Below are 20,971 nucleotides of genomic sequence, written 5' to 3' on the forward strand. Positions count from 1 at the left end.
AATCACGGCTACAAGCTCTTTTTCGGTACTGAAGATAACGCCGTTTTGGTTCATGAAGGTGCTGTCTGCTTTATTCAGTTCTAGAACTTGTCCCTTATAATCACAAACAAATGCACCGGCTTCTGAACAGATACACGCGGTGGCAGCAAAATCCCAAAGGCTACCGCCGCCGTCTTCTTTTTTGGGCGGCTTAAAGTAGCATGCGGGTGGATTTTCTAAAGCCTGTATGGCGTTCATTACTGCACCGCAGTGATGAATTTCATTGATTTGAGTTAAGCCCTTATTTGTACGCCATTGGTCGATTGCTTTGTGGATATCAGGAAAGTCAGGCCTTTTTAGAAGGCTGCGATCACAGGGGAGCGTTAGCTGCTCAGTACGAAGTTCGTTTTCCGGGCGCCAGGCTTGGCCATTCAAATAGAGGCCTTGCTCTGTAATAGCCGAGTACATTCTGTCTTTTACCGGGTCATATACCACACCAATTAGAGATTTACCTGTTTTCGAAACCAGGGCGATTGATACAGAATAACCAGGTCTTGCTTGTGTAAAGGCTAGCGTTCCATCTATTGGGTCAATGCACCAAAAAGCTTCTTTTATCAGGCGTTGCTTGTCATCTTCTTGCTCCTCACTGAGTACTGCCAAGTTGTACTTTCTTACGCTGTCGTCCAAATGATCAAGAATTAGCTTCTCACAACGCAAGTCGACTTCGGTTAGTACTTGTGATGCTTCGCTTGAACCTGTCGATTTAGTTAGGATTTCAACTTTCTTATTGGCATAAGTCATTATGACAGCGCCTGCCAGTTGGGCTGCTTCTCGAGCGTATTGAGCGAGTTCCTTGAGATCAGTGGGGGAGAGTTTCATGCCTAACTCTCCTTAGCTTGATTTAGTTGCGAGATTACTTTGCGTGATTGCTGCTCACTGTAGGCGTTGACCTTCCAATGTTCAGGGCTCCAACCTTTAAGGAAGCGGTGAAAGTCGGCCCATGCCACTGAAAATAAAGGGCGCCAGGAGGCTTCAACCTTGCTAGGGTTTATATTGCTTTGGTGTTTGAGCAAAGCCTGTTTAAGTTGTTCAAAGTAGCTATCGAGTAGCTGATTTTCATAGCGCTGGCAGTCTTCTTCATGCAAACAGCTGCCAATAAAGTAGGCCAGATCTTTCATCCCGCAGCCTCCCCCTACGTATTGAAAGTCTACAGCTGCTACAGACTTGCCATCTTCAGAGAAGCAAAAGTTTGCCAACTTGGCGTCGCCATGTACGAAGGTTTGATAAGGGCTGCTTGCGAGTGCGAAGTCGATTCGTGAGGCAGCGCTCTTTAGTGCTTGATCTTCTAGTGCTTCAAGCTCATCAGGGCGAGTATCGAGGTGCCAATATGTCCCTGTTTTCCATAAAGAGTCGGGTGCGTGCCCCATAAATTTGGCATGGAAGTTAGCTAGCCAGCCCAAGCAAGTGTGCATGTCTGTAAGCTTTGCTGACTCTTTTACAATAGGAAAACCTTCGGCTGCAAGGTCTTCCATGATGATTAAAAACTCACCCTCAGAGCTTGCAGTGTCCAAGCACTTTGGGACTCTGCTAGATTCATCGCATAGTGCGCTAAAATCTCTATACCAGGCACACTCAACTTGATAGGAGTATATTTTTCGTTGATGAGAGCGCTGAGTATTCCAGCCTCTGGGGTGCTGACTTTTTTCAGGAAGCTTAACGTGTTTTACGATGACTTGGCTTGCCTGACAGCCTTCCAACTTGTACCGGCTAATTACTCCGTAACCACTCCATAAGCTTTGGATATCTTCAAGCTTAATAATAGAACGAGCCCTGGTCACGTTTAAAATTTGAGACGATAGCGAATGGCTCATGCTAGGTGGCGCCTATCATTCAAAGCAAATAGCCCCTTTCCTAATCGGTAAAGTACCCAAACGCCAACTGCCAACATAATAGGAACCCCAATGATTGCGCCAATAATGGTCACGATCAGAATCCAGGCAATGACTAAACCAACCAAGGCTTTCCAGAAAGTTGTGATTAACCAGTCAAAGTGGGAATACAAGAAGGTACCGTCGGCATCACCCCGCCAGATATAGCTCATAACCAATGCTATGATCGAAGGCCAGCCGGTAAGGAAAGCCGTCAGAATAAACGCTGGCGTTAACAGGCCACTTATAGCACTAAAAATATGTAAGGCATAAATAAGGTAGGTGATTTTAAGCAAGGATGCTGAAGGCTTACCAGGCATATCGGGGAACATTGAGTTTGCACCTTTATATTGACGGTTTTGGTGGAGTTGTAGCTAAGTAAACGATATGGCGAGAAGTATTTAATGGCAAGTTAATCATTAGAAAACAGTGTTTCAATGTTATTAGAGTCAACAACTCTTGGGCGGTTTCTGTTATTGTCGTGAAGCGCTTTTGCACTAATGACATTTAAGGCCAGGGCTATCTCTCATTCGATACGAAATTACGAACTGCTGCTCGTTGCGGTGACGCTTATTGCTGCTGCGGGATGGGTGTTCACCAAAAGCGCCCTGGCAGAGTTTTCACCTTACATCTTTTTAGCACTGAGGTTTTCATTAGCGGCGCTGGTGCTGGTTCTAATGTCCTGGCCGCAATTGGTGGTGCTTAAGCGGCATCAGTTTGTTAAGGGAATAGGTACGGGTATCCTGTTAGGTTGTGCATTGTTGCTTTGGGTCTTAGCGGTGGACCAAACCGATAATATCGGCGAAGGTGCTTTTATCGTGAGCTTGGCAGTCGTCTTCGTTCCGCTAATCGCGCGACTAATCTTTGGTACCAAGATCACCTTCTACCTTATTTGTGCGTTGATTCCCGCAGTTATTGGTTTGGCGCTTTTAGCATTACGGGCTGAGCCAGGAGGTGGTTTGGGCTTTGAATTTAAGGAATCCCATGCTTTCTTCTTTATGTCAACTTTGGGTTTTGCGCTGCATGTCATTTTGACGGGGCGTTATGCACAAGGTATCTCTTATATGGCTCTGACATCTTTACAGCTTGTCGCCATTGCAATCGTCGCGACAGTTGCCGCACTGCTAACTGAGAGTTGGCCAGCTGATTTATCCTATATGGCTTGGGTGTGGCTGTTGTGCAGCGCTTTTATCGCTACAAGTTTACGTTTCGCCTTGCAAACTAAAGCGCTAGCAAAACTGGACCCAAACAGTGCGGCCATGGTTTTTATTCTGGAGCCCGTGTGGACAGCAATCTTAGGCGCATATTTCTTAAGCGAAAGAATGACAAGCAATCAGCTGCTGGGTTGTGTGTTAATTTTTTGTGGGATACTGGTTTACCGCATACCCTTGTTACGAAGCTATTTCCGTCGCTATATAGAAGGTAGGAAGAAAGCGCCACTGAAAGAGGAGTCGCTTTAGTCTTTTGCTTCTTCCATGCTGGCGCGGCGCTCGATTAAATAATGATAGCGTGAATACTCTTTGTGGTGACGGGGAATATGTCTGACTCGATGCAGGTACTCGTCGACTTCTTTCAATAAGCTAGCATCCGCACTGCGTTTATATAGTCGTAGTAGTACTTGCGCCAAATTCAGGTTGAGCGAGATATGCCTTGGGGTGAGGGGAAGGGCGCGTCTTAGCTCCTCTGCTGCCTCTTTAACTTTTTTCTCTCCATAGAGTTTGATACCCATTTTATTAATTTTAGCTGCTCGCTGGCGGGTTTCACTGCCAATTCCCTTGTTGAGCTGCGAGTAAATATCTTCAACCAGTGCACTATCTTCTTTTGCCAGGTCAGCCGCGCGTTCCAGTAAATGTTCCGACTTGTCCTCTTCCCCCAGACTGCTTAGTGTTTGTGCTGCTAGTTTAAGGCTACTCGCAGAGAGGTCTTGAGCGTCATGACTTTCGCCTAGCAGGTCGTCAAGAGCTTGCTTGGCTTCGTCGATGTTGCCGATATTTGCATTGACATTGGCAGCGACTAATTTTGTATGCTCTTCGATATTCCCCTGATTAGCGAAGCGTTTGGCACTTTTATCAAGCAAGTCGAAGGCTTCCTTAACATGTGGGTTGGCATTGATATCGCCACCCTCTTGCTTGGCAACGTCTGCAAGGTAATTAACGAAATCGAAGCAGTGTTCTGGCCGGGCGTAGACAGACTGTTCACTGTGCTTCATTACGTTTTGATAGGCTTCGATTGCGCCCTTACTATCTTTATTTTCTGAGCATAGCTCTGCCAATTGCTTTTGTCTGTGCAGGGAGTTTGGAGACCGCGAGATAGCTTGTTCGACGGTTGCCTGGGCCTCTTTGGTTTTATCTTGTCTTTGCAGTACCTGCGCAAGAAGGTCCAAAGCTTCAACTTGCTCCGGGTCTTTGGTAATTATGACCCGTAGTAGTTTTTCTGCATCCTCATAATGTTTACGCCGAATCATGATTCTTGCCAGCCCATATTCGGCCCAGGTAAAATCGCTTGCTTTAAGGATGCCTTCGTATAGCTCGCGTGCCTCGTCGATGTGTCCGATTTTACTTAGCAGCCAGGCTTTTGTCTTCATGCAGCGAAGTACGTAATTGCCTTTCTCGGCAATTTTCTCGTCACAATATGCAATTGCTGAGTGATAGTCGCCATCATCTATAGCAGTGTCAATTGCACTCATCGCTTCTTTCATTTTTAGCGCTTTGCTTAAGCGTTGTTTCAAATCATTGGGTGTGATCGGTTTTACCAGGTAGCCATCGGGTTCGTTCTCGACGGTGCCCATAACCTTACTGCGATCAACTTCGGCTGAAACAATAAAAAATAAGTCCGAGAACTTTAACAGTTTCTTGTAGCGTAGCTCCTCAAGTAACTCCTGGCCGTTTTTGCCTTTGCCTAAGTCATAGTTGCACAGCGTAACGTCGTAATTGACGTTCTGAAAACCTGAGACAACATTTTGTGCACTGCTTGCTGTGTCAACGAGCTTAAGGCCAAGTGACATCAGTGTCTTTTTGGTAGAAAAACGGAAGGAGTCTAGTTCATCGACGATGAGAAAGCGTTTCTTGGCAAATTCTTCCAGTGACATAAGGTTTTATATGAGTGTAGATTTATGAGCTCAAATATGAGCGGAGCATGCCGCTTGGTAGGCGGGTGTTTATTTGATTATAGGTTAACTTGAGCCATTGTCTTTTTTTATTGTGACTCTATTTTAATCTTGATAGCTTGCTGACAATCACTTCTAATCATATTCCGGCCAGCACTTTTAGCATCGTAAAGCAGGCCGTCGACTCGGTTTAGAAAGCTTTCTGCGGTGTCGCACTCTCTTAGTATGGATAAGCCACCTGAAATAGTGACACTTTCTATCGGGGTGCCACCTTTCTTCTTGGTGAGCTTTGTTTTTGCGACGTTTGCTTGAACCTGATGAGCGACTGAGCTGCCACCAGCTGCTTCGGTATTAGGGAGTATGATTGCGAACTCTTCGCCGCCATAACGGGCAACAAAGTCCCCGCCTTTCACGCTGCGCTTGATCGTCTCGGCGACAAAGCGTAGTACCCGGTCTCCAACAAGGTGTCCGTGCGCGTCGTTTACACGTTTAAAGAAATCAATATCCAGAAGAATTAAGGCTAAAGGGCTATTATCTAGCTGGGATTTTTTTATCGCAGTACTGAGCTGCTCATCAAAGCCTCTTCTGTTACCTACGCCTGTAAGGCTATCTTGGTAGACCTCTTCGCCCATTTTTTCTAGAGACTCCTGAAGGCTGTTAATCTCTGAACTTAGATGATAAACCTTGCTGAGCGCTTGGTGGTTTCGGGATCTGCACTTCTTTGTTTCTGCTAATAGAACCTGAATAATTGATTGAAGGGAGTTTACCTCGGGGTCATGAGTCAGGTCGTCTGCACAGGAATATAAAGCAGCGCTATAGGACTCCATGCCGCTATTCAGTTCGCTTAATTCGGATTGAAGTAAGGTGATCAAGGCTCTTATCGCTTGACGCATTTCACTAAGCTTTTGTTCAGGAATTTCAACGAAATATTCGTTGAACAAATGTTCACAAGTGCTCGCGGAAAAATCTCCGCCTTTGGATATACGTTTATCAATCGCTTTTTTTAGGTCGAGTTTTCTATCTGCATAATATTCGTACCAAACACTATAGACTTCAGGGGTGGCGGGAATAGACAGTTCATTTATTTTTGCAACAGCTAATCGCAGCCACTTGACGCTCTCGGATAACTCGACATTTTGTCGATTATTTGAGGGCGCGTCAGAATACTTGCTCATGGGTATACCTGTTTAAACTATTACTACATTATATAGTCGAAAAGTAACTGAAATGTTAGCAAAACTTTGTTGAATTAATTTGACACTTGAGGTGAGTATTTTGTAACGCTTCCATCACTACTATTGCTACTTTGTAAATTCGTCAATCATTCGTAAGGTTAAACCCCATATGCGTCGGCTTTTGTACCAATAGCAAGGCACTGTTAGTGATACCCCGCGAGCCTTCCATTGCATACTTTCACGGTTGGCCGGAAGTTCAAAATGCTTGATTGGCACCCATAAAGTTTCAGCGACTTCATGGTTTAATACAAAATCCACATTCAGCTGTAGTTCGAAGGTGAATGCTGAAATAACCATTGGTCGTAGACCTGAGTGGGTTTTGGTGAGCTGGTCAGATATGCGCCCTAATGGTGCTAGGTGGCCGGCATCTAAGCCTATTTCTTCTCGTAGTTCGCGCAGAGCCGTGTGATAAATATTGGCATCTGTAGCGTCCATCTTACCACCAGGAAAAGCCATATCACCAGACCAGGGGTCACCCGGTCGCTCGGCGCGTTTGATCAGCAAAACCTGACGACCTTGGCTAGGGTGATCCCGAAAAATAATTGCCACGGCAGCTCGTGTCATCCACCTTCTACCGGGAATTCTTTTACCTTTGTTGTGCATACCTTGCTTGTCATAGCTCTATTTAATTTGAGAAAAATTACCTTAACATACTAAAGATAATTCATCTTCATAAAGCTCAGTGCCTGAGCTTATTCACATTAAGCAAGTTGTCGCTTATTGAAAGTAACCGTGACTCACAAGCTATCATGAGAAAAGCTTGAAGTAGATAAGTTTGCGTGTTTGAATAGCATTAAATGAGTAATGGCCGATTCTAGGCTCTGGCTCTTTATCTTCCTGTAACCTTGAGCGATAAGAACTGAAATATGCTTGATGATATAAAAGAATTCTTTGACCGCTTTGTGCGAGATTTTTCTTCATTTGATGGGGCCCTGATTGCAAGTCGATACCAAGCGCCTTATTTGGCTGTCACTTCAGATGCCGCAGTATGGGAGTGTGCAGCGCCGTCTGACCTGGTCGAATATTTCCAAAGCTTGCTTGATAAACACTCTGCAGAGGGTGTAACACATACCAAGTACGAAAACCTCGAAGTCACCGAGATTGGCCGTAGCTGCTTCCTTGCCTCAGTCACATGGACGATGATGAACGATTCGGGCGACACGGTCTCTAACTGGCGTGAGTCTTATAACTTGATCAAAACAGCTGATGGCTTGAAGATTTTTACGTCTATCGACCACTAAGTGTCCTTGCTGAATATTCATTAAAAAGCCGATGCCTTCAGTGTCGGCTTTTTCTTTTCTGCTTTCCTTAAAGTTTTTCTCAAGCGTTGCATTTGCTCTTAATTGCTTCAAATAAGCTATATTTAAAGTATGAGCCAGTTCTTATGGCATTATTCTTTGTGGAGAAGGGGCACATTACTTATGACTAAACCAAGCGATGACGAACTAAAAAAAGCCTTAGCCAAAGCTGCTGAAATGCGTGAAAGTGGTGTGGACTCTGACTTCATAGCCAAGTCTCTGTTAAGCTTAAATTACCGATTTGAGGTGTGGCAGAAAGTGGTAGATGCAGCAAAGCATTATCTGCACTCAGGTCAAGCCACGCACGAGCATGCGGTGCTGGTTAAGGCTCTAAGAGATGCAGAAGCAATCGACTCCCGCAATGAAGAGCATGAGCCGCCTCTAGGCTTGAGCTAGTTCGCTAAGCTTGCCAGCATTTTCAACGTTTTTTAGCTCAAGTTTCGCTAATTGTGGTGTGGATAAATCAATGCCCTCAATAATGGACGCCGTATATACCGCGTCATTCACGCGAAAGATTGTTCCCATCAAATGCTTTCGAATCGTTGCCGTAACTTTTGTATTTGGAATTCGATCAAGATAGATCCACAGCGTATATTCTAGTGCGTAATCACCCGCGTGCGTAAGTGCCCACTCGAATTGCCGGGTTTGGTTGATTTTAATATCGGGTTTTTCAAGGCAGTTTTCTTGCGCAAGGCTAAAAAACTTATCGATTTTCGCTTTGAAGTCTGCCAGCTGTTTTTGTCGTTCGTCTTTTGTTTTGCCATCAAATTCAGGGTAGCCAATGTTGTAGCTCAAGGCTTGGCGTACGCCATCAGTACTCGCTACGCGACTGAGGTTATCGATTTTATTTTGAATGAACTGATTGTTCCGCACGAGCGTTCGATGGTTATTACGGATGTCGTAGAGAATCACATATATCAGCGTTACCTTGCTGATGACATACTCCGTTTCATCATCGCCGATGACGACGACGTCTCCGTCTTCGAGAATTTGCGTATTCAGGATGATTAAGCCGCTAATAATATCAGGTGCCCAGATGTTGCTGGTAAAGGCTAGGAAGGCAAATAGGATTCCGAATATGCCAGTCGTTTCCAGCATACTATCGGCGCCCCAAATTTTAATGAGGGTGAACAGCGTTGCCAGAATGATGACAAACAGGATAATGATATCTACTAGACGGCTTGAGTAGGTGTCTAGAAAAACAGGCTTCTCATCAACAACTTTTTCGAGGCCGAACTTCTTGCGAGATTGGCGGCTACAAATACTGTAAATCAGGATGCTGAGATACAGAGTGGTGAGACTTAAACCCAAGTGTATAAAGAAGTTTTCGTAGCTATTGTTGAGTCTGAGAAAAACCAGATGGACGATATGAAGAATCAGCACCAGGCCGTTTAAGGCGCGAAACAGTGTGACTTTGACGCCGCTATCACGTGCGCCATCAATGAAGCTTATAATCGGCTTTGCATACAGGAATAAGCCAATGTTGAATACAAATACCAGAATATGTGCTGTCCATGTTGTTGTGGACAACTGCGGTAATAACCACTCTAAAGCTTGCATAGTAAAAGACGCCTAAGAAAAGTGAGCTTGTGTCGCATTGCTTCATGCAGACGCCAACGGTCAGATCTTAGCTAATTATGATGAACTTTAGACTTGAATCAAGGGAAAGCTTCGCTTCTCTTCAAGCCTTTATAGCTCCAGGCGTTTAATTAAGCGATAGAAATTACTTCGGTTTACGCCCAAGTCACGTGCTGCAGCCGCCTGGTTTCCCTGATGTTGGTCCAGAATATGAATAATATAATTTCTCTGGAAATCATCGACTGCGTCTTTAAGATTACCTTTTGGTGTAAATGAAAAAAGGTTACTGTTCTCTTCATTCACTAGCGGGTGTTCCTTGCCGTTAGTTTTTGGCTGACCGTTTTGAAGGTGAATATCCAGGTAGGAGGCGTCGATAACGATGGAACGGTTGTGTCGGCCTTGATCAGCAATCGCTTTTAATGCTGAGCGGCTGAGCATATGTTCTAACTCTCGTACGTTTCCGGGCCAATCATATTGAGTGAGGAGGTGCTTGGCATCGCTCGTGATTCTGAGTCCTTCGACACCTAAGCGCTTTTGATTTATTTCTAGTAAATAACCCGCAAGTAAGAGAATATCTTTGCCTCTTTCTCGAAGAGGGGGTATGTGAACCGGGTAGACACTTAGTCGATGGTAAAGGTCTGCTCGAAATCGATGTTCTGCGACCTCGTTTTGTAAGTCGCGATTGGTTGCGGCGACGATACGTACGTCTACCTGAATGTTCTTATCTGAGCCGACACGCTGAATCTCGCCGCTTTGCAGCGCTCTGAGTAACTTTGGCTGGATGGACAAGGGAAGCTCACCAATTTCATCAAGAAAAAGTGTCCCCTCATGTGCGATTTCAAATTTCCCCGCTCGGTCTGAAACCGCGCCAGAGAATGCGCCTTTGACGTGACCGAATAATTCACTTTCTGCAATATTCTCGGGGAGCGCTGCACAGTTTACATAAACCAACGGCCCTTTGGAGCGTGGAGACATATTGTGAACTTGTCGTGCGACGAGCTCTTTACCAACACCTGTTTCACCGAGTACCAGTACACTCAAGTCAGATTGTGCGACGATATCTAGCTCATCTTTCAGATTCATCATCACATCGCTCTGGCCGATCATCTCGCTGTCAGAGCTTTTCAGCAAAGTTTGACTGACTAATCGGTGGTGAGCTGCACTGGCTTCAAGTGAATCGATTCGTTCGGCTGCCTTAACCGCCGCTTCGGTGAGTTTGGTAAATGTCCTCAGCTGGTCCTTATCAATCTGGTCAAAGGTGCCAGGTTCAAGCGCATCTAAGGTAAGTAGTCCCCACGGCTTTTCATTAATTAATAAGGGAATGCCCATACAGTCGTGTACATCAGGGTGTTGGTTGTTTTCACCGATTAATCCATCGTAAGGGTCAGGTAGGTCTGAGTTCGCCTCAAAGTGTACCAGCCCTTTTGAATGGATCACTTGAGACAGTCTGGGATGTTCAGTAATGATGAATCGTCTTCCTAGTACGTCATCGCTTAATCCTTTCATTGCAATAGGGCGAAGTTGACTGCCTTCCAGTTTCAAAACCGCCGCCGCATCGAACGGAAATATATTCTGCATATTGTTAAGCAGTCGCTGATAGCGACTTGCTTCAGGTAAGTCTCTAGGGAGGTCGGAAATGATCGACGTAATCGTCTCGAATAATGAACCTGTTGTTGTCATATCTACCTCACTGTTGTCGAAATGATTTCTTGCTAAGGCGGTCATTATGATTTCCCTTGTTATAAATATTGTTATTTTTCAGCGCTTTATGTGTTGGTACGAAACTTGAGTATAGCTAGGTGAGACCTCCGGAATCGAAGCGGAGTATGGCAGTGAGGGAGCGGTGTTAATTTGATTGAGGTCAAGTAAACCGTCTTTTCAAATGATCTATCCACGAAGGAAGGAGGTATCTACCACTTTAAGGGTAGGTGTGGTTAGAGAGGAAGATAACGTTTTGAGAGAGACGTTGTAAGAAGATAGCAACACATATTTTTGGAGTAGTAACTTTTTTCGAACATAGCACTTCTTATAGCTTTATTGGGGATTCACGGCTTAAAGGGGGAAGTCGGACAAAAGACCCAAACGACAAATAGCGACAACAATTAACAGGAGTTCGCATACGATGAAGAACACAAAACATATATTGTCAGCATTAGCTCTAGCAATGGGCGTTGGCATGGGAGCCGGGGTTCAGGCAGCAACAAACACTGCACCAACCTTAACCCCTGAAGAATTCGACAAAGCAAAATCCATGTACTTTCAGCGTTGTGCGGGTTGTCATGGTGTATTACGTAAGGGGGCAACAGGTAAAAGTTTGATGCCTGAAGAAACCCTTAAGAAAGGAACCAAGCGTCTGTCTCGTATTATTGAGCTAGGTACTGAAGGTGGCATGAACAACTTTGATGATCTCTTCACTAAAGATGAGATTGACCTTCTTGCGAAGTATATTCAGTTGGAGCCTCCTGTTCCACCAGAGATGTCTTTAGCGATGATGAAAGAGCGGACCAAAGAATATATCGCTCTTAAAGACTATCCAACTAAACCTCTACATGGCCGTAATTGGGAGAACTTCTTTGTTGTCATTGAGCGTGATGCAGGTCTTGCTGCCATCATCGATGGTGACAAACATGAAATTGTTGCACACATCGATACGGGTTATGCAGTACACGTAATCAAGGGTACTGAGCACCATAAAACTGATCATGCGAAAGACGTAGGTCGTTTCTGGTACACCATTGGTCGTGACGGTAAGGTTAACAAGATCGATTTATGGCAGACGCCAGACAAGATGTTGGTAGCTGAAACTCAAATGGCGTATGACGCACGAGATATCGCTGTTTCCGGTGATGGCAAATATGTTATCGCTGGTGGTTATTGGCCTCCGCACTTCGTAATCATGGATGCAGAAACACTTGAACCTCTGAAAGTAGTTTCTTCTCGTGGTGTTAATGTTGACGGTGAGTATGTCGAAGAGTCTCGCGTTGCGGCGATCTACACAACACCTAATGAGCCAACTTGGATGGTTGCGATCAAAGAGTTAGGTCAAATGTGGCAGGTTGATTACAGCGACATCAATAACCTACGTATTGATCAAATGGATACTGCTAAGTTCTTGCATGATGGTTTCTTTGACCCAACAGGTCGTTACTTCCAAATCGCAGCAAACGCTTCAAACAAGATGGTTGTTGTTGATACGAAAGATCGTAAGTTAGAGAAAATGATCGATGTTGCTTCATTGCCTCACCCGGGTCCTGGTGCTAACTGGACTGATAAAGAGTGTGGCCCTGTTGGTGCAACGACTCACCTAGGTATTGGTGAAGTATCTGTTTGGGGCAACGACCCGATTGGTCATCCTGACCAAGCGTGGAAGCTGTGCTACACAGTTGAGACAGACGGTGCGGGCGTATTTATTCGTACCCATCCAACATCTCAATATGTATGGGCAGATCAGCTTAAGCACCCAGAGCCAGAAGTTCAGCAAAGTGTTCAGGTATTTGATAAGGACACACACGAAATCGTTAAAACTATTCGTGTAACTGAAGAAGAAGGTAAAGCGGCCTTGCACATGGAGTTCAACAAAGATGGTACTGAGGTTTGGGTATCTGTCTGGAACCGAACTGACAACAAGAACCCAACTGGTGAAATCGTTGTTTACGATGCGAAGACTCTTAAAGAGATTACTCGTATTAAAGGTTTAACAACGCCTACTGGTAAGTTTAACGTGTTTAACCGTGCTAACCACAAAACCTAATTACCGTTAGTAATAGTTATCTAGGTAATTAGTACTCCTGAAGAAGAGTACTTAGGTGCTCTTCTTCAACCTTCTCGGATTTAAGTAATTGAATTTTAGAATATTAAAGTTCTAGGGAGTCTCATCAATGAGTGCAGCAAATCTTGTTAAAGGTCTGATGACGAGAAAAATATTGTTCGGGGCGACAGTCACGGCAGCATTATTTTTCATGTTAGTCGGTGTCATCTTCTGGGGCGGATTTAACACTGCGATGGAGCAAACCAATACCCTAGAGTTCTGTATCAGTTGTCACGAAATGGAAGACAACGTTTATAAAGAATACCAGTCAACTATTCACTACACCAACCGCAGTGGCGTTAGAGCAAGCTGTTCAGATTGCCACGTGCCTGATCCATGGGTGCATAAAGTTGTTCGTAAGATAAAAGCTTCTAATGAGTTATGGCATAAAGCTTTGGGAAGTATTGATACGCCAGAAAAGTTTGATGCCAAGCGCTTCACGATGGCAAAGAAAGTTTGGGGTGAAATGAAAGCGACAGACTCACGCGAGTGTCGAAACTGTCATGACTTCGAAACCATGTTGCCAGAAAACCAAAAGCCTCGCGCTCGTAAACAGCATTTGAATGCGATGACAGCAGGTAACACTTGTATTGATTGCCACAAAGGTATTGCGCACAAGCCTGTGCATGATGAGTTGACTGACGAAGAAATTGACGAACTCACTACACCAGACCCAGAAATCGCAATCGGTATTCCGGCTCACTGGCAAGAATTTTTAGATAAAGAAGCTGCTGCTAAAGCAGAGAAGAAGCGTTTAGCAGAAGAAGCGGCTAAGAAAGCAGCAGAACAAGCAGCTAAAGCAGCGGAAGAGGCAAAGATTGCGGCAGCTTTAGCTGCAGAGAAAGCTAAGAAAGAGGCTGCAAATAAGCCTAAGAAAACTGAGGCTAAAAAGGCTCCCGCCAAGAAAACTGCTGCAAAATCATCTATCAATTGGGCTGCAGTACCTGCAAGAGAAATCGGTGTTTTCTATCCTGGCCAGGCGTCAATGGAGTGGGTATTAGGACGTAAGCATGGTGGTAAGCGTTCATTCACGAAAGGTGATCGCTGTATGGACTGTCATGAGGAAGAAATTGCAGATATTGGACAAAAGATTGTGACAGGCGAGAAGCTGGAAGATCAGGTGATTCCCGGTAAGCGTGGCAGCATTCCAGTGGCGGTTAAAGCAGCACATGATAGCAAGAGCTTATATATGCAATTTACTTGGGAAGATACTGAACACCAGCCAGTACCCTTTGCAGAAGGTGGCAAGATGGATGCGATGAATCAAATGAAATTGGCCTTTATGTTAGCGACTGACGAAGTTGAGTACGCAGATCGAGCAGGTTGCTGGGGAACCTGTCATGCCGATGCCGATGACATGCCTTTCGCGCCTGAGGGTCAGAGTGTAACTAAGTATCTAAAAGAGAGCCGTACGAAGATTGAGCTTAAAGGCCGAAACAAAAAACCGCTTGGTGGTTGGGATAAGCGTAAGGAAGACGCTGAGATCAAAGCAGAATTTGACGCTCAGCACTTCATGGATATCGTGCGCTACAAGTCGGGTGACAAGAGTATTGAATACGGCAGTATCTTGGCAGACCGCTTGATGAACGAAGGTGTGATTAGTGAAGCGATAGCAAACAAAGTTGGCAATAAGTGGGTGGTTGAAATCAAGCGTCCTCTGGTAGCTGACGGTGACGGCAATATCAGTCTGGACACCGCTCAAAGCTACAACTTTGGTTTCGCGATTCATGACGATTACAGCAACGGCCGTTTCCATCATGTATCACTTGGGTACAAATTGGGCTTCGATAATGCCGATGTAGAAATCAATGCAGTTAAGCAATAAAAGCTAGTAAATAAGAAAACGGTGAGCGTTATGTGGATGAGATCAGTCAAAAAAACAGGTAAGGGATTGGCAATAGTGCTATTCGCGAACTTGTTGCTGGCGGGCGTCTCATCTGCAGAACTTGTTGAAGTAAAGACACACAAGATGCGTTTCATACCGGAAGTTGTAACAGTCAATATTGGCGATACGGTGCGTTGGCTGAATGTCGAGAAGAGGCAGTATCACAGCGTATGGTTTGAAGGTTTGGGAGAGCCTGAAGGTGAATACTTCTGGCCCGAAGAAAGCGTTGAACGCTTATTTGATCGCGCTGGTGTCTTTGACTATCGCTGCGGACCTCATCCACAGATGAGGGGCAAGGTTATTGTTAAAAAAGCTGAGCTGAAAGTTTCTGAAGAGCGTGCACTGGAACTGGACTATTTAGTGAAACAAGACTGTGGATCATGTCATGGGATGCTGTTTAAAGGTGGTTTAGGCCCGGCTTTGTTGCCGGAAAATATCAAGGCATATTCGGTTGAAGACTTAATGGCTGTCATCCTACATGGTCGCCCTGGAACGCCAATGCCCCCATGGAAAGCTATTTTGTCTGAGGCGGATGCTAACTGGATTGCTAAAGCTTTGAAGTCGGGAGAAATGATAGATGCGAATTAAAAGCCTTGCAGTGGCCTTACTAAGTATTAGTTTGGGGGCGTGTACTTGTTTGCATACCCAGACGGAGCCCAGGGCAACAGGTGACATGGGCGTCATTATTGAACGTGCTACTGGAAGCGTAAAGATCATCGATACCAGTGACAAGAAGCCCGTCGGCAGCATAGATCAATTGGGAGACCTTTCGCACGCTTCCGTTGTTTTTTCTCGTGACGAACGGTACGCCTATGTATTTGGTCGCGATGGTGGCTTAAGCAAGATCGATATCTTGACTGAAGAGATCAGTAAGCGAGTGATTCAAAGCGGTAATAGTATTGGCGGTGCCATTAGTCAGGATGGATCTTTAGTAGCTGTTTCCAACTACACGCCTGGTGGCGTAAAGGTCTTCGATAGCGAAACGCTTGAGTTGGTGGTGGATATTCCTGCGACAGAATTCATTGACCCAAGAAGCGGTAAAAGCAAACGCTCTAAAGTTGTTGGTTTGGTGGATGCACCCGGAAAGAAATTTGTTTTCAGTCTCTTCGATACGCATGAAATATGGGTGGCAGACTTTTCAGGGGAAGACAGCTCTAAACCCCAACTTACCAAGTACCGAGATACTGGCTTACAACCTTATGACGCACTGATCTCACCCGATGGCCGTTACTACATCGCAGGCTTGTTTGGTGAAGATGGTATGTCGAAACTTGACTTATGGCACCTTGAAAACCCGCCAGAAAAAATATTGCCAAATTACGGCCGGGGAGAGCAGAAGCTACCCGTCTACAAGATGCCTCACCTGGAAGGTTGGGCTGTTGCAGGCAACTATGCATTTGTTCCTGCCGTTGGGCAGCACCAAGTATTGGTGGTGGATATGAACACTTGGCAGCAAGTAGACAAAATCGATGTGCATGGTCAGCCAGTGTTTGTCATGGCTAGACCGGATGGTCGCCAAATTTGGGTGAACTTTGCCTATCCAAATAATGACACGCTCCAAGTAATAGATGCTGAAAGCCGCTCATTATTTAAAACACTAAAACCTGGAAAGGGTGTGCTTCATATGGAGTTTACTTCACGTGGTGAGCATGTGTGGGCTTCTGTCAGAGATTTAAACTTGGTGAATATCTATGACACCGAAACCTTGGATTTAATAAATCAGTTTGAGGCGACAAGTCCTAGTGGGATTTTCTTTACCTCTCGGGCGCATCGTTTGGGCTTATAAAGCTCCGGTCGCTCCAAAAACAAGAACAGTGAGAAAGAAAGGTGATGTGATGAATATACAAGCTCCTAGCAATACAGGTATTGAACCCGAAAGAGTCGTTCTGGATGACTTGAGCAGTAGTTTATTAGATTCCTATCAACGTAACTTTCCTATCACTTCACGGCCCTTTGCCGACATGGCAGAGCAGTTGAATTGCTCCGAACCAGATGTATTGACCAAACTCTTGGCACTTAAAGATAGCGGTATGCTGACGCGCATAGGGCCGGTATTTGACCATAAGCGAGCCGGGGCTAGTCTCTTGGCGGCTGTGAGCGTTCCATCTGAGCTGACAGAAAAAGTAGCTGCCCAGATTAACGAATATGAAGAGGTGAATCATAACTACGGACGAGAGCATAGTTATAATCTGTGGTTCGTTGTTACGACACCGACTCCCAAATTTCTGGACTTGATACTGGATGATATGGAAAAGACGATTGGCTTTCCAATCCTACGCTTGCCAATGGAAAAGGCTTATCATATCGACTTGGGGTTTCATGTGGGTGATAGAAAAACGGATCGCCCCTTCACTCAGCACCTTCATAACACGAATAACCGTGAGTCTGGCGAAAAAATTAGACTCATTGAGAGCGGTGATGTCCTTTCTGATTACTTGCAACAGCGACTTCGAGAGCTAATACAAGATGGTTTTCCTTTAACCCGGAAGCCTTTTGAGCGCCTGTCACAGACGCTAAGCCAATATCAAGGTGAAGAGTGTTCAGCTGTTACCGAGTTGCAGGTGATAGATACGCTCAATTACTGGGTACAAAGCGGCCTGATTAAGCGTATAGGGTTGATTACCAATCATCACAAACTTGGTTTTAAAGAAAATGCCATGGTGGTCTGGAATATTCCAGAAGATCAAACTGACAGGATTGGTAAGATTTTTAAAGAATCCGGTTTGGTGAGCTTGTGTTATAAGCGTCGAAGACAGTTACCTGAGTGGCCCTATAATCTCTACTGCATGATTCACAGTCGGGACCGGAATCTGGTTGCAGAACATATTGAAAAACTGGTAGGGCTGGCCGAGCTTAAAAATACTGAGAAAAACATTCTATTTAGTACGCAGCAATATAAGCAAAAGGGTGGAGTTTATACGCGCTCGCAAAGGCAGCATAAAATTGAAATAGCCTCACCCGCTGCGAACCTGGCTTCGCTTGTTGCACCCTTATCACTTGCGGGGAATCATTCATGAATGCCATGGATTTGAAGATCATAAACCGTCTCCAGTATGGTTTTCCTATTTGTGAATACCCTTTTGCCGAAGTTGCAAAAGAGCTGGACATAAAAGAATCAGAGTTGATCGACCGAGTTGAGAAGATGCGTGCCGATAAAACGCTAACGCGCTTTGGCCCAATGTACCATGCAGAGCAGTTGGGTGGTGCACTGTCACTTGCGGGTATGGCGATACCGGAAGAGCGCTTTGATGAAGTAGCTGAAATCGTCAATGGCTTTCCCGAGATTGCTCACAACTACAAACGGACTCACGAATTGAATATGTGGTTTGTGATTGCAACTGAGGAACAGGAAGGTAAAGGGCGAGTGATCGAAGAAATTGAACGTCAGACAGGATTTAAGGTCTACGACATGCCGAAGAAGGAGGAGTTCTATGTTGGATTCTATCTCGACCTCGAATGATTTTTATCGCCCTCAAGCGGAGGACTTACCTATGGAGGAGGAAGAAAACTACTCACTATCGAGTATAGATCGCGAGTTGATCGTCTTGACTCAGGAGGGTTTGCCTCTTGCCCCACGACCTTATCATGTGCTGGGTTTGATGTTGAATATATCTGCCGATGAGGTGATGGCGCGTCTGCAACGTATGTTAGATGAAGGGATTATTCGAAGAATCGCTGCAGTACCCAATCACTACAAACTGGGCTTTAAAGTAAACGGTATGACTGTGTGGGATGTGCCCGACGAAAAGGTGAGTGAATTAGGACAAGCTTTGGGCGATTTATCCTTTGTTAGTCACTGTTATCACAGGCCCCGCCACTTACCGCTATGGAGGTATAACCTCTTTGCCATGGTTCATGGTAAAACTAAACAAGAAGTTGCGAAATATATAGAGCAGATCAATCAGCTATTGGGTGATGACTTACGAGCGAGCGATGCGCTCTACAGTACCAAAATATTAAAAAAGACCGGTCTACGAATCGGTCAGAGAGAAGCGCCACCTAGCGCTAAAAAGACCTGAACAGAGACCAATAGAATAAGGCGGAGTGCCATGTTTAGAATTAGCCAGTACATGAAAATTCTGCACGATCAAACGCCATTAGGGCCATTGCGAAAGCCGCCAGGACCCGTCGTTATCTGGAACCTGATTCGGCGTTGTAACCTAACCTGCAGGCATTGCTATTCCATTTCGGCAGATACTCACTTTCCAGGCGAACTAAGCACCGAAGAAGTCTTTACCTTGATGGATGATTTAAAGGCTTACGGTGTACCCGTCTTGATTCTTTCGGGCGGGGAGCCTTTGCTTCGGGATGATATCTTTGAAATTGGAAAAAGAGCGAAAAGCATGGGCTTTTATGTTGGCTTGTCGAGCAACGGTACCCTAATCGACGAAGACAACATTAAGAAAATAGCTGAAGTTGGTTTTAATTATGTCGGTGTCAGCATCGACGGCTTGCGTGAAAATAATGATGAATTTCGCCAGATGCAGGGTGGTTTTGATGCGGCCTTAAACGGAATTAAACTCTGTCGAGAGAACGGTATTAAAGCTGGCTGGCGCTTTACACTGACGGAACAAAACAGTGACGATTTAACTGCGCTGCTCGATATAATGGACGAGCATGGCGTAGAGAAGTTTTACTTATCCCACCTTAACTATTCCGGCCGTGGTAAGCGCAACAGTAAGCGTGATGCCTATTTTCAGACAACGCGTGAAGCTATGGATCTGCTATTTGACCGAGCCTGGAATGATGTTGTTTCTGGCAAGGTGACTGAATATGTTACCGGGAACAATGACGCTGACGGTGTTTACCTACTTCAGTGGGCTGAAAAGCGTTTTCCAGAACGTGCGCCACTGTTAAGAGAGCACCTTGAACGCTGGGGGGGTAATTCTTCAGGAATTAATATTTCCAATATCGACAACTTGGGAAATGTTCACCCCGATACTTTCTGGTGGAGTCATCACCTGGGTAATGTCAAAGAACGCCCGTTTTCAGATATTTGGCAAAATACCGACGATGAATTAATGCTGGGGCTACGCATGAGTCCACGTCCTATTGAGGGACGTTGTGCCAAATGTGATTACTTTGCGATATGTGGTGGTAATACTAGGGTGCGAGCTTTCAGTAGTGATGGTGAATATTGGGGAGAGGACCCGGGCTGCTATCTGGATAATCAGGAAATTGGTTTGTCAGAAGACGATATTGATGGTGCCGAGGCAGTTAATACGCACTTGCTTGAAAGTACAAACGCTACACCTCAGGCTGTTTAGGAGAGGCTTATGAATCAAGATAATTTTTCCAATGCTGGCCTAAAACGCCCACAAGAATTGTTTGCTAAAGGTTCTGAAAATAGACGACCTTTTCTACCCGGAGAAGTTGCTCTGATCGGCGCCGGACCGGGTGATCCTGAACTGTTAACCATAAGGGCTCATCGCTTAATCAAGCAGGCTGACTGTGTTATTTATGACCGCTTGGTCAGTGCTGAAGTGATGGAATTAGTGTCGCCCAGGGCAGAGTGTATTTATGTGGGTAAGAAAAGTGCCGACCATGCTTTGCCCCAAGAGCAAATAAACCAGTTGATTGTCGAAAAAGCGATGAGCGGCAAGAAGGTTGCTCGTCTTAAAGGCGGTGACCCTTTTATCTTTGGTCGTGGTGGTGAAGAGGTTCAGGAACTGTTGGATGCGGGGGTTGCTTGCCGAGTCGTCCCAGGTGTTACCGCTGCTTCAGGTTGTACGACTTATTCCGGCATTCCATTAACTCACCGGGATTTTGTTCATGGTTGCACTTTTATCACGGGCCATCTTCAGGATGATACGCTGGATTTACCTTGGCAGGCTTTGGCACGTGAAGATCACACTGTTGTGATTTACATGGGTATTAAAACATCACCAATACTGTCTAGAGAGTTAATTAATAACGGCTTGGCCGAAGACATGCCGGTTGCCCTAATCAGTAACGGCACCACAGAGAATCATCGAACCTATCGAACCAATATTTCAGATTTGCCAGAATTTGTTCTAGCGAACCAAATCAAGCCGCCAACACTGATTGTTATTGGCCGAGTGGTAAATGCTTTGGATACCGAAGGTTTTGATCAGGCTACTTTGCTTGATGAAGCCACCAGGCATGAACAGATGATGACTAAGGTAGGTTGATT

Annotated in this window: 20 protein-coding genes; 12 read left to right on the forward strand and 8 right to left on the reverse strand. The window is 45.2% G+C overall.

What is annotated here, in order from left to right; genetic code table 11:
* The 3 genes from A3763_RS06300 to A3763_RS06310 all read right to left on the reverse strand — a co-directional run.
* Positions 1-858: 3'(2'),5'-bisphosphate nucleotidase CysQ (locus A3763_RS06300; protein ID WP_068759951.1), on the reverse strand; the 858-nt coding region annotated here is incomplete at its 3' end.
* A 2-nt stretch (positions 859-860) separates the two neighbouring features.
* Positions 861-1,850: a phosphotransferase gene (locus A3763_RS06305; protein WP_068514260.1), complete on the reverse strand. Its 990-nt coding sequence runs from the start codon at positions 1,848-1,850 to the stop codon at positions 861-863.
* Positions 1,847-2,239, reverse strand: a complete 393-nt coding sequence (locus A3763_RS06310) for a hypothetical protein (protein WP_068514263.1) — start codon at positions 2,237-2,239, stop codon at positions 1,847-1,849. Before A3763_RS06310 ends, A3763_RS06305 begins: the two co-directional genes overlap by 4 nt.
* 168 nt (positions 2,240-2,407) lie before the next feature.
* Here A3763_RS06310 and A3763_RS06315 point away from each other — a divergent pair, with 168 nt between their 5' ends.
* Entirely contained in the window at positions 2,408-3,367 is a 960-nt protein-coding gene (locus tag A3763_RS06315) for a DMT family transporter (protein WP_068514268.1), read from the forward strand.
* On the opposite strand, the gene A3763_RS06320 is transcribed toward A3763_RS06315, so the two are convergent.
* The 3 genes from A3763_RS06320 to A3763_RS06330 all read right to left on the reverse strand — a co-directional run bounded on the left by A3763_RS06320 (position 3,364) and on the right by A3763_RS06330 (position 6,812).
* A complete protein-coding gene (locus A3763_RS06320) occupies positions 3,364-4,995 on the reverse strand; it encodes a tetratricopeptide repeat-containing response regulator (protein ID WP_068514271.1) in 1,632 nt (543 codons plus the stop codon). The genes A3763_RS06315 and A3763_RS06320 overlap by 4 nt on opposite strands.
* A 107-nt stretch (positions 4,996-5,102) precedes the next feature.
* Entirely contained in the window at positions 5,103-6,188 is a 1,086-nt protein-coding gene (locus A3763_RS06325; RefSeq protein ID WP_068514273.1) for a GGDEF domain-containing protein, read from the reverse strand.
* A gap of 126 nt (positions 6,189-6,314) precedes the next feature.
* A complete protein-coding gene (locus A3763_RS06330; protein ID WP_197470177.1) occupies positions 6,315-6,812 on the reverse strand; it encodes a CoA pyrophosphatase in 498 nt (165 codons plus the stop codon).
* Between the two features lie 302 nt (positions 6,813-7,114).
* Here A3763_RS06330 and A3763_RS06335 point away from each other — a divergent pair, with 302 nt between their 5' ends.
* Complete coding sequence (locus A3763_RS06335) at positions 7,115-7,489, forward strand: hypothetical protein (protein ID WP_068514279.1); 375 nt, start codon at positions 7,115-7,117, stop codon at positions 7,487-7,489.
* Positions 7,490-7,669: 180 nt separating this feature from the next.
* A complete protein-coding gene (locus A3763_RS06340; protein ID WP_068514281.1) occupies positions 7,670-7,942 on the forward strand; it encodes a hypothetical protein in 273 nt (90 codons plus the stop codon).
* On the opposite strand, the gene A3763_RS06345 is transcribed toward A3763_RS06340, so the two are convergent.
* The gene (locus A3763_RS06345; protein ID WP_068514284.1) at positions 7,928-9,106 is read right to left on the reverse strand and encodes a mechanosensitive ion channel domain-containing protein; all 1,179 of its coding nucleotides are present in this window, start codon (positions 9,104-9,106) and stop codon (positions 7,928-7,930) included. The two genes, A3763_RS06340 and A3763_RS06345, sit on opposite strands and share 15 nt — an antisense overlap.
* Positions 9,107-9,235: 129 nt before the next feature.
* A complete protein-coding gene (gene norR, locus A3763_RS06350; protein ID WP_231872120.1) occupies positions 9,236-10,849 on the reverse strand; it encodes a nitric oxide reductase transcriptional regulator NorR in 1,614 nt (537 codons plus the stop codon).
* A 397-nt stretch (positions 10,850-11,246) separates the two neighbouring features.
* On the opposite strand from norR, the gene A3763_RS06355 reads away from it, so the two are divergent.
* The 9 genes from A3763_RS06355 (at position 11,247) to cobA (ending at position 20,969) form a co-directional block, all read left to right on the forward strand.
* Positions 11,247-12,875, forward strand: coding sequence for a cytochrome D1 domain-containing protein (locus A3763_RS06355; RefSeq protein ID WP_068514287.1), 1,629 nt, complete (start codon positions 11,247-11,249; stop codon positions 12,873-12,875).
* Positions 12,876-13,002: 127 nt separating this feature from the next.
* Positions 13,003-14,757, forward strand: coding sequence for a NapC/NirT family cytochrome c (locus A3763_RS06360; RefSeq protein WP_068634270.1), 1,755 nt, complete (start codon positions 13,003-13,005; stop codon positions 14,755-14,757).
* A gap of 36 nt (positions 14,758-14,793) precedes the next feature.
* A complete protein-coding gene (locus tag A3763_RS27465) occupies positions 14,794-15,405 on the forward strand; it encodes a c-type cytochrome (RefSeq protein WP_197469971.1) in 612 nt (203 codons plus the stop codon).
* Positions 15,395-16,603 (forward strand): cytochrome D1 domain-containing protein, encoded by a 1,209-nt coding sequence (locus A3763_RS06370; protein WP_068514293.1) that lies wholly within the window; start codon positions 15,395-15,397, stop codon positions 16,601-16,603. The genes A3763_RS27465 and A3763_RS06370 overlap by 11 nt, the downstream gene beginning before the upstream one ends.
* A 49-nt stretch (positions 16,604-16,652) precedes the next feature.
* A complete protein-coding gene (locus A3763_RS06375; RefSeq protein ID WP_068634271.1) occupies positions 16,653-17,834 on the forward strand; it encodes an Lrp/AsnC family transcriptional regulator in 1,182 nt (393 codons plus the stop codon).
* Positions 17,831-18,277 carry an Lrp/AsnC family transcriptional regulator gene (locus tag A3763_RS06380; RefSeq protein WP_068508088.1) on the forward strand — a complete coding sequence of 149 codons (447 nt, stop codon included), beginning with the start codon at positions 17,831-17,833 and terminating at the stop codon, positions 18,275-18,277. Before A3763_RS06375 ends, A3763_RS06380 begins: the two co-directional genes overlap by 4 nt.
* Positions 18,249-18,836, forward strand: a complete 588-nt coding sequence (locus A3763_RS06385) for an Lrp/AsnC family transcriptional regulator (protein WP_231872121.1) — start codon at positions 18,249-18,251, stop codon at positions 18,834-18,836. The genes A3763_RS06380 and A3763_RS06385 overlap by 29 nt, the downstream gene beginning before the upstream one ends.
* A 30-nt stretch (positions 18,837-18,866) precedes the next feature.
* Positions 18,867-20,084, forward strand: coding sequence for a heme d1 biosynthesis radical SAM protein NirJ (nirJ, locus tag A3763_RS06390; RefSeq protein ID WP_068634272.1), 1,218 nt, complete (start codon positions 18,867-18,869; stop codon positions 20,082-20,084).
* A gap of 9 nt (positions 20,085-20,093) precedes the next feature.
* A complete protein-coding gene (gene cobA / locus A3763_RS06395; protein ID WP_068634273.1) occupies positions 20,094-20,969 on the forward strand; it encodes a uroporphyrinogen-III C-methyltransferase in 876 nt (291 codons plus the stop codon).
* Positions 20,970-20,971: the final 2 nt, after the last annotated feature.

The sequence above is a fragment of the Oleiphilus sp. HI0128 genome (assembly GCF_001635365.1).

Coding starts and splice junctions, on each gene's coding strand:
- A3763_RS06305 (WP_068514260.1), bottom strand. CDS start 1,850: ATGAGCCATTCGCTATCGTCTCAAATTTTAAACGTGACCAGGGCTCGT.
- A3763_RS06310 (WP_068514263.1), bottom strand. CDS start 2,239: ATGTTCCCCGATATGCCTGGTAAGCCTTCAGCATCCTTGCTTAAAATC.
- A3763_RS06315 (WP_068514268.1), top strand. CDS start 2,408: ATGACATTTAAGGCCAGGGCTATCTCTCATTCGATACGAAATTACGAA.
- A3763_RS06320 (WP_068514271.1), bottom strand. CDS start 4,995: ATGTCACTGGAAGAATTTGCCAAGAAACGCTTTCTCATCGTCGATGAA.
- A3763_RS06325 (WP_068514273.1), bottom strand. CDS start 6,188: ATGAGCAAGTATTCTGACGCGCCCTCAAATAATCGACAAAATGTCGAG.
- A3763_RS06330 (WP_197470177.1), bottom strand. CDS start 6,812: ATGACACGAGCTGCCGTGGCAATTATTTTTCGGGATCACCCTAGCCAA.
- A3763_RS06335 (WP_068514279.1), top strand. CDS start 7,115: ATGCTTGATGATATAAAAGAATTCTTTGACCGCTTTGTGCGAGATTTT.
- A3763_RS06340 (WP_068514281.1), top strand. CDS start 7,670: ATGACTAAACCAAGCGATGACGAACTAAAAAAAGCCTTAGCCAAAGCT.
- A3763_RS06345 (WP_068514284.1), bottom strand. CDS start 9,106: ATGCAAGCTTTAGAGTGGTTATTACCGCAGTTGTCCACAACAACATGG.
- norR (WP_231872120.1), bottom strand. CDS start 10,849: ATGACCGCCTTAGCAAGAAATCATTTCGACAACAGTGAGGTAGATATG.
- A3763_RS06355 (WP_068514287.1), top strand. CDS start 11,247: ATGAAGAACACAAAACATATATTGTCAGCATTAGCTCTAGCAATGGGC.
- A3763_RS06360 (WP_068634270.1), top strand. CDS start 13,003: ATGAGTGCAGCAAATCTTGTTAAAGGTCTGATGACGAGAAAAATATTG.
- A3763_RS27465 (WP_197469971.1), top strand. CDS start 14,794: ATGAGATCAGTCAAAAAAACAGGTAAGGGATTGGCAATAGTGCTATTC.
- A3763_RS06370 (WP_068514293.1), top strand. CDS start 15,395: ATGCGAATTAAAAGCCTTGCAGTGGCCTTACTAAGTATTAGTTTGGGG.
- A3763_RS06375 (WP_068634271.1), top strand. CDS start 16,653: ATGAATATACAAGCTCCTAGCAATACAGGTATTGAACCCGAAAGAGTC.
- A3763_RS06380 (WP_068508088.1), top strand. CDS start 17,831: ATGAATGCCATGGATTTGAAGATCATAAACCGTCTCCAGTATGGTTTT.
- A3763_RS06385 (WP_231872121.1), top strand. CDS start 18,249: ATGTTGGATTCTATCTCGACCTCGAATGATTTTTATCGCCCTCAAGCG.
- nirJ (WP_068634272.1), top strand. CDS start 18,867: ATGTTTAGAATTAGCCAGTACATGAAAATTCTGCACGATCAAACGCCA.
- cobA (WP_068634273.1), top strand. CDS start 20,094: ATGAATCAAGATAATTTTTCCAATGCTGGCCTAAAACGCCCACAAGAA.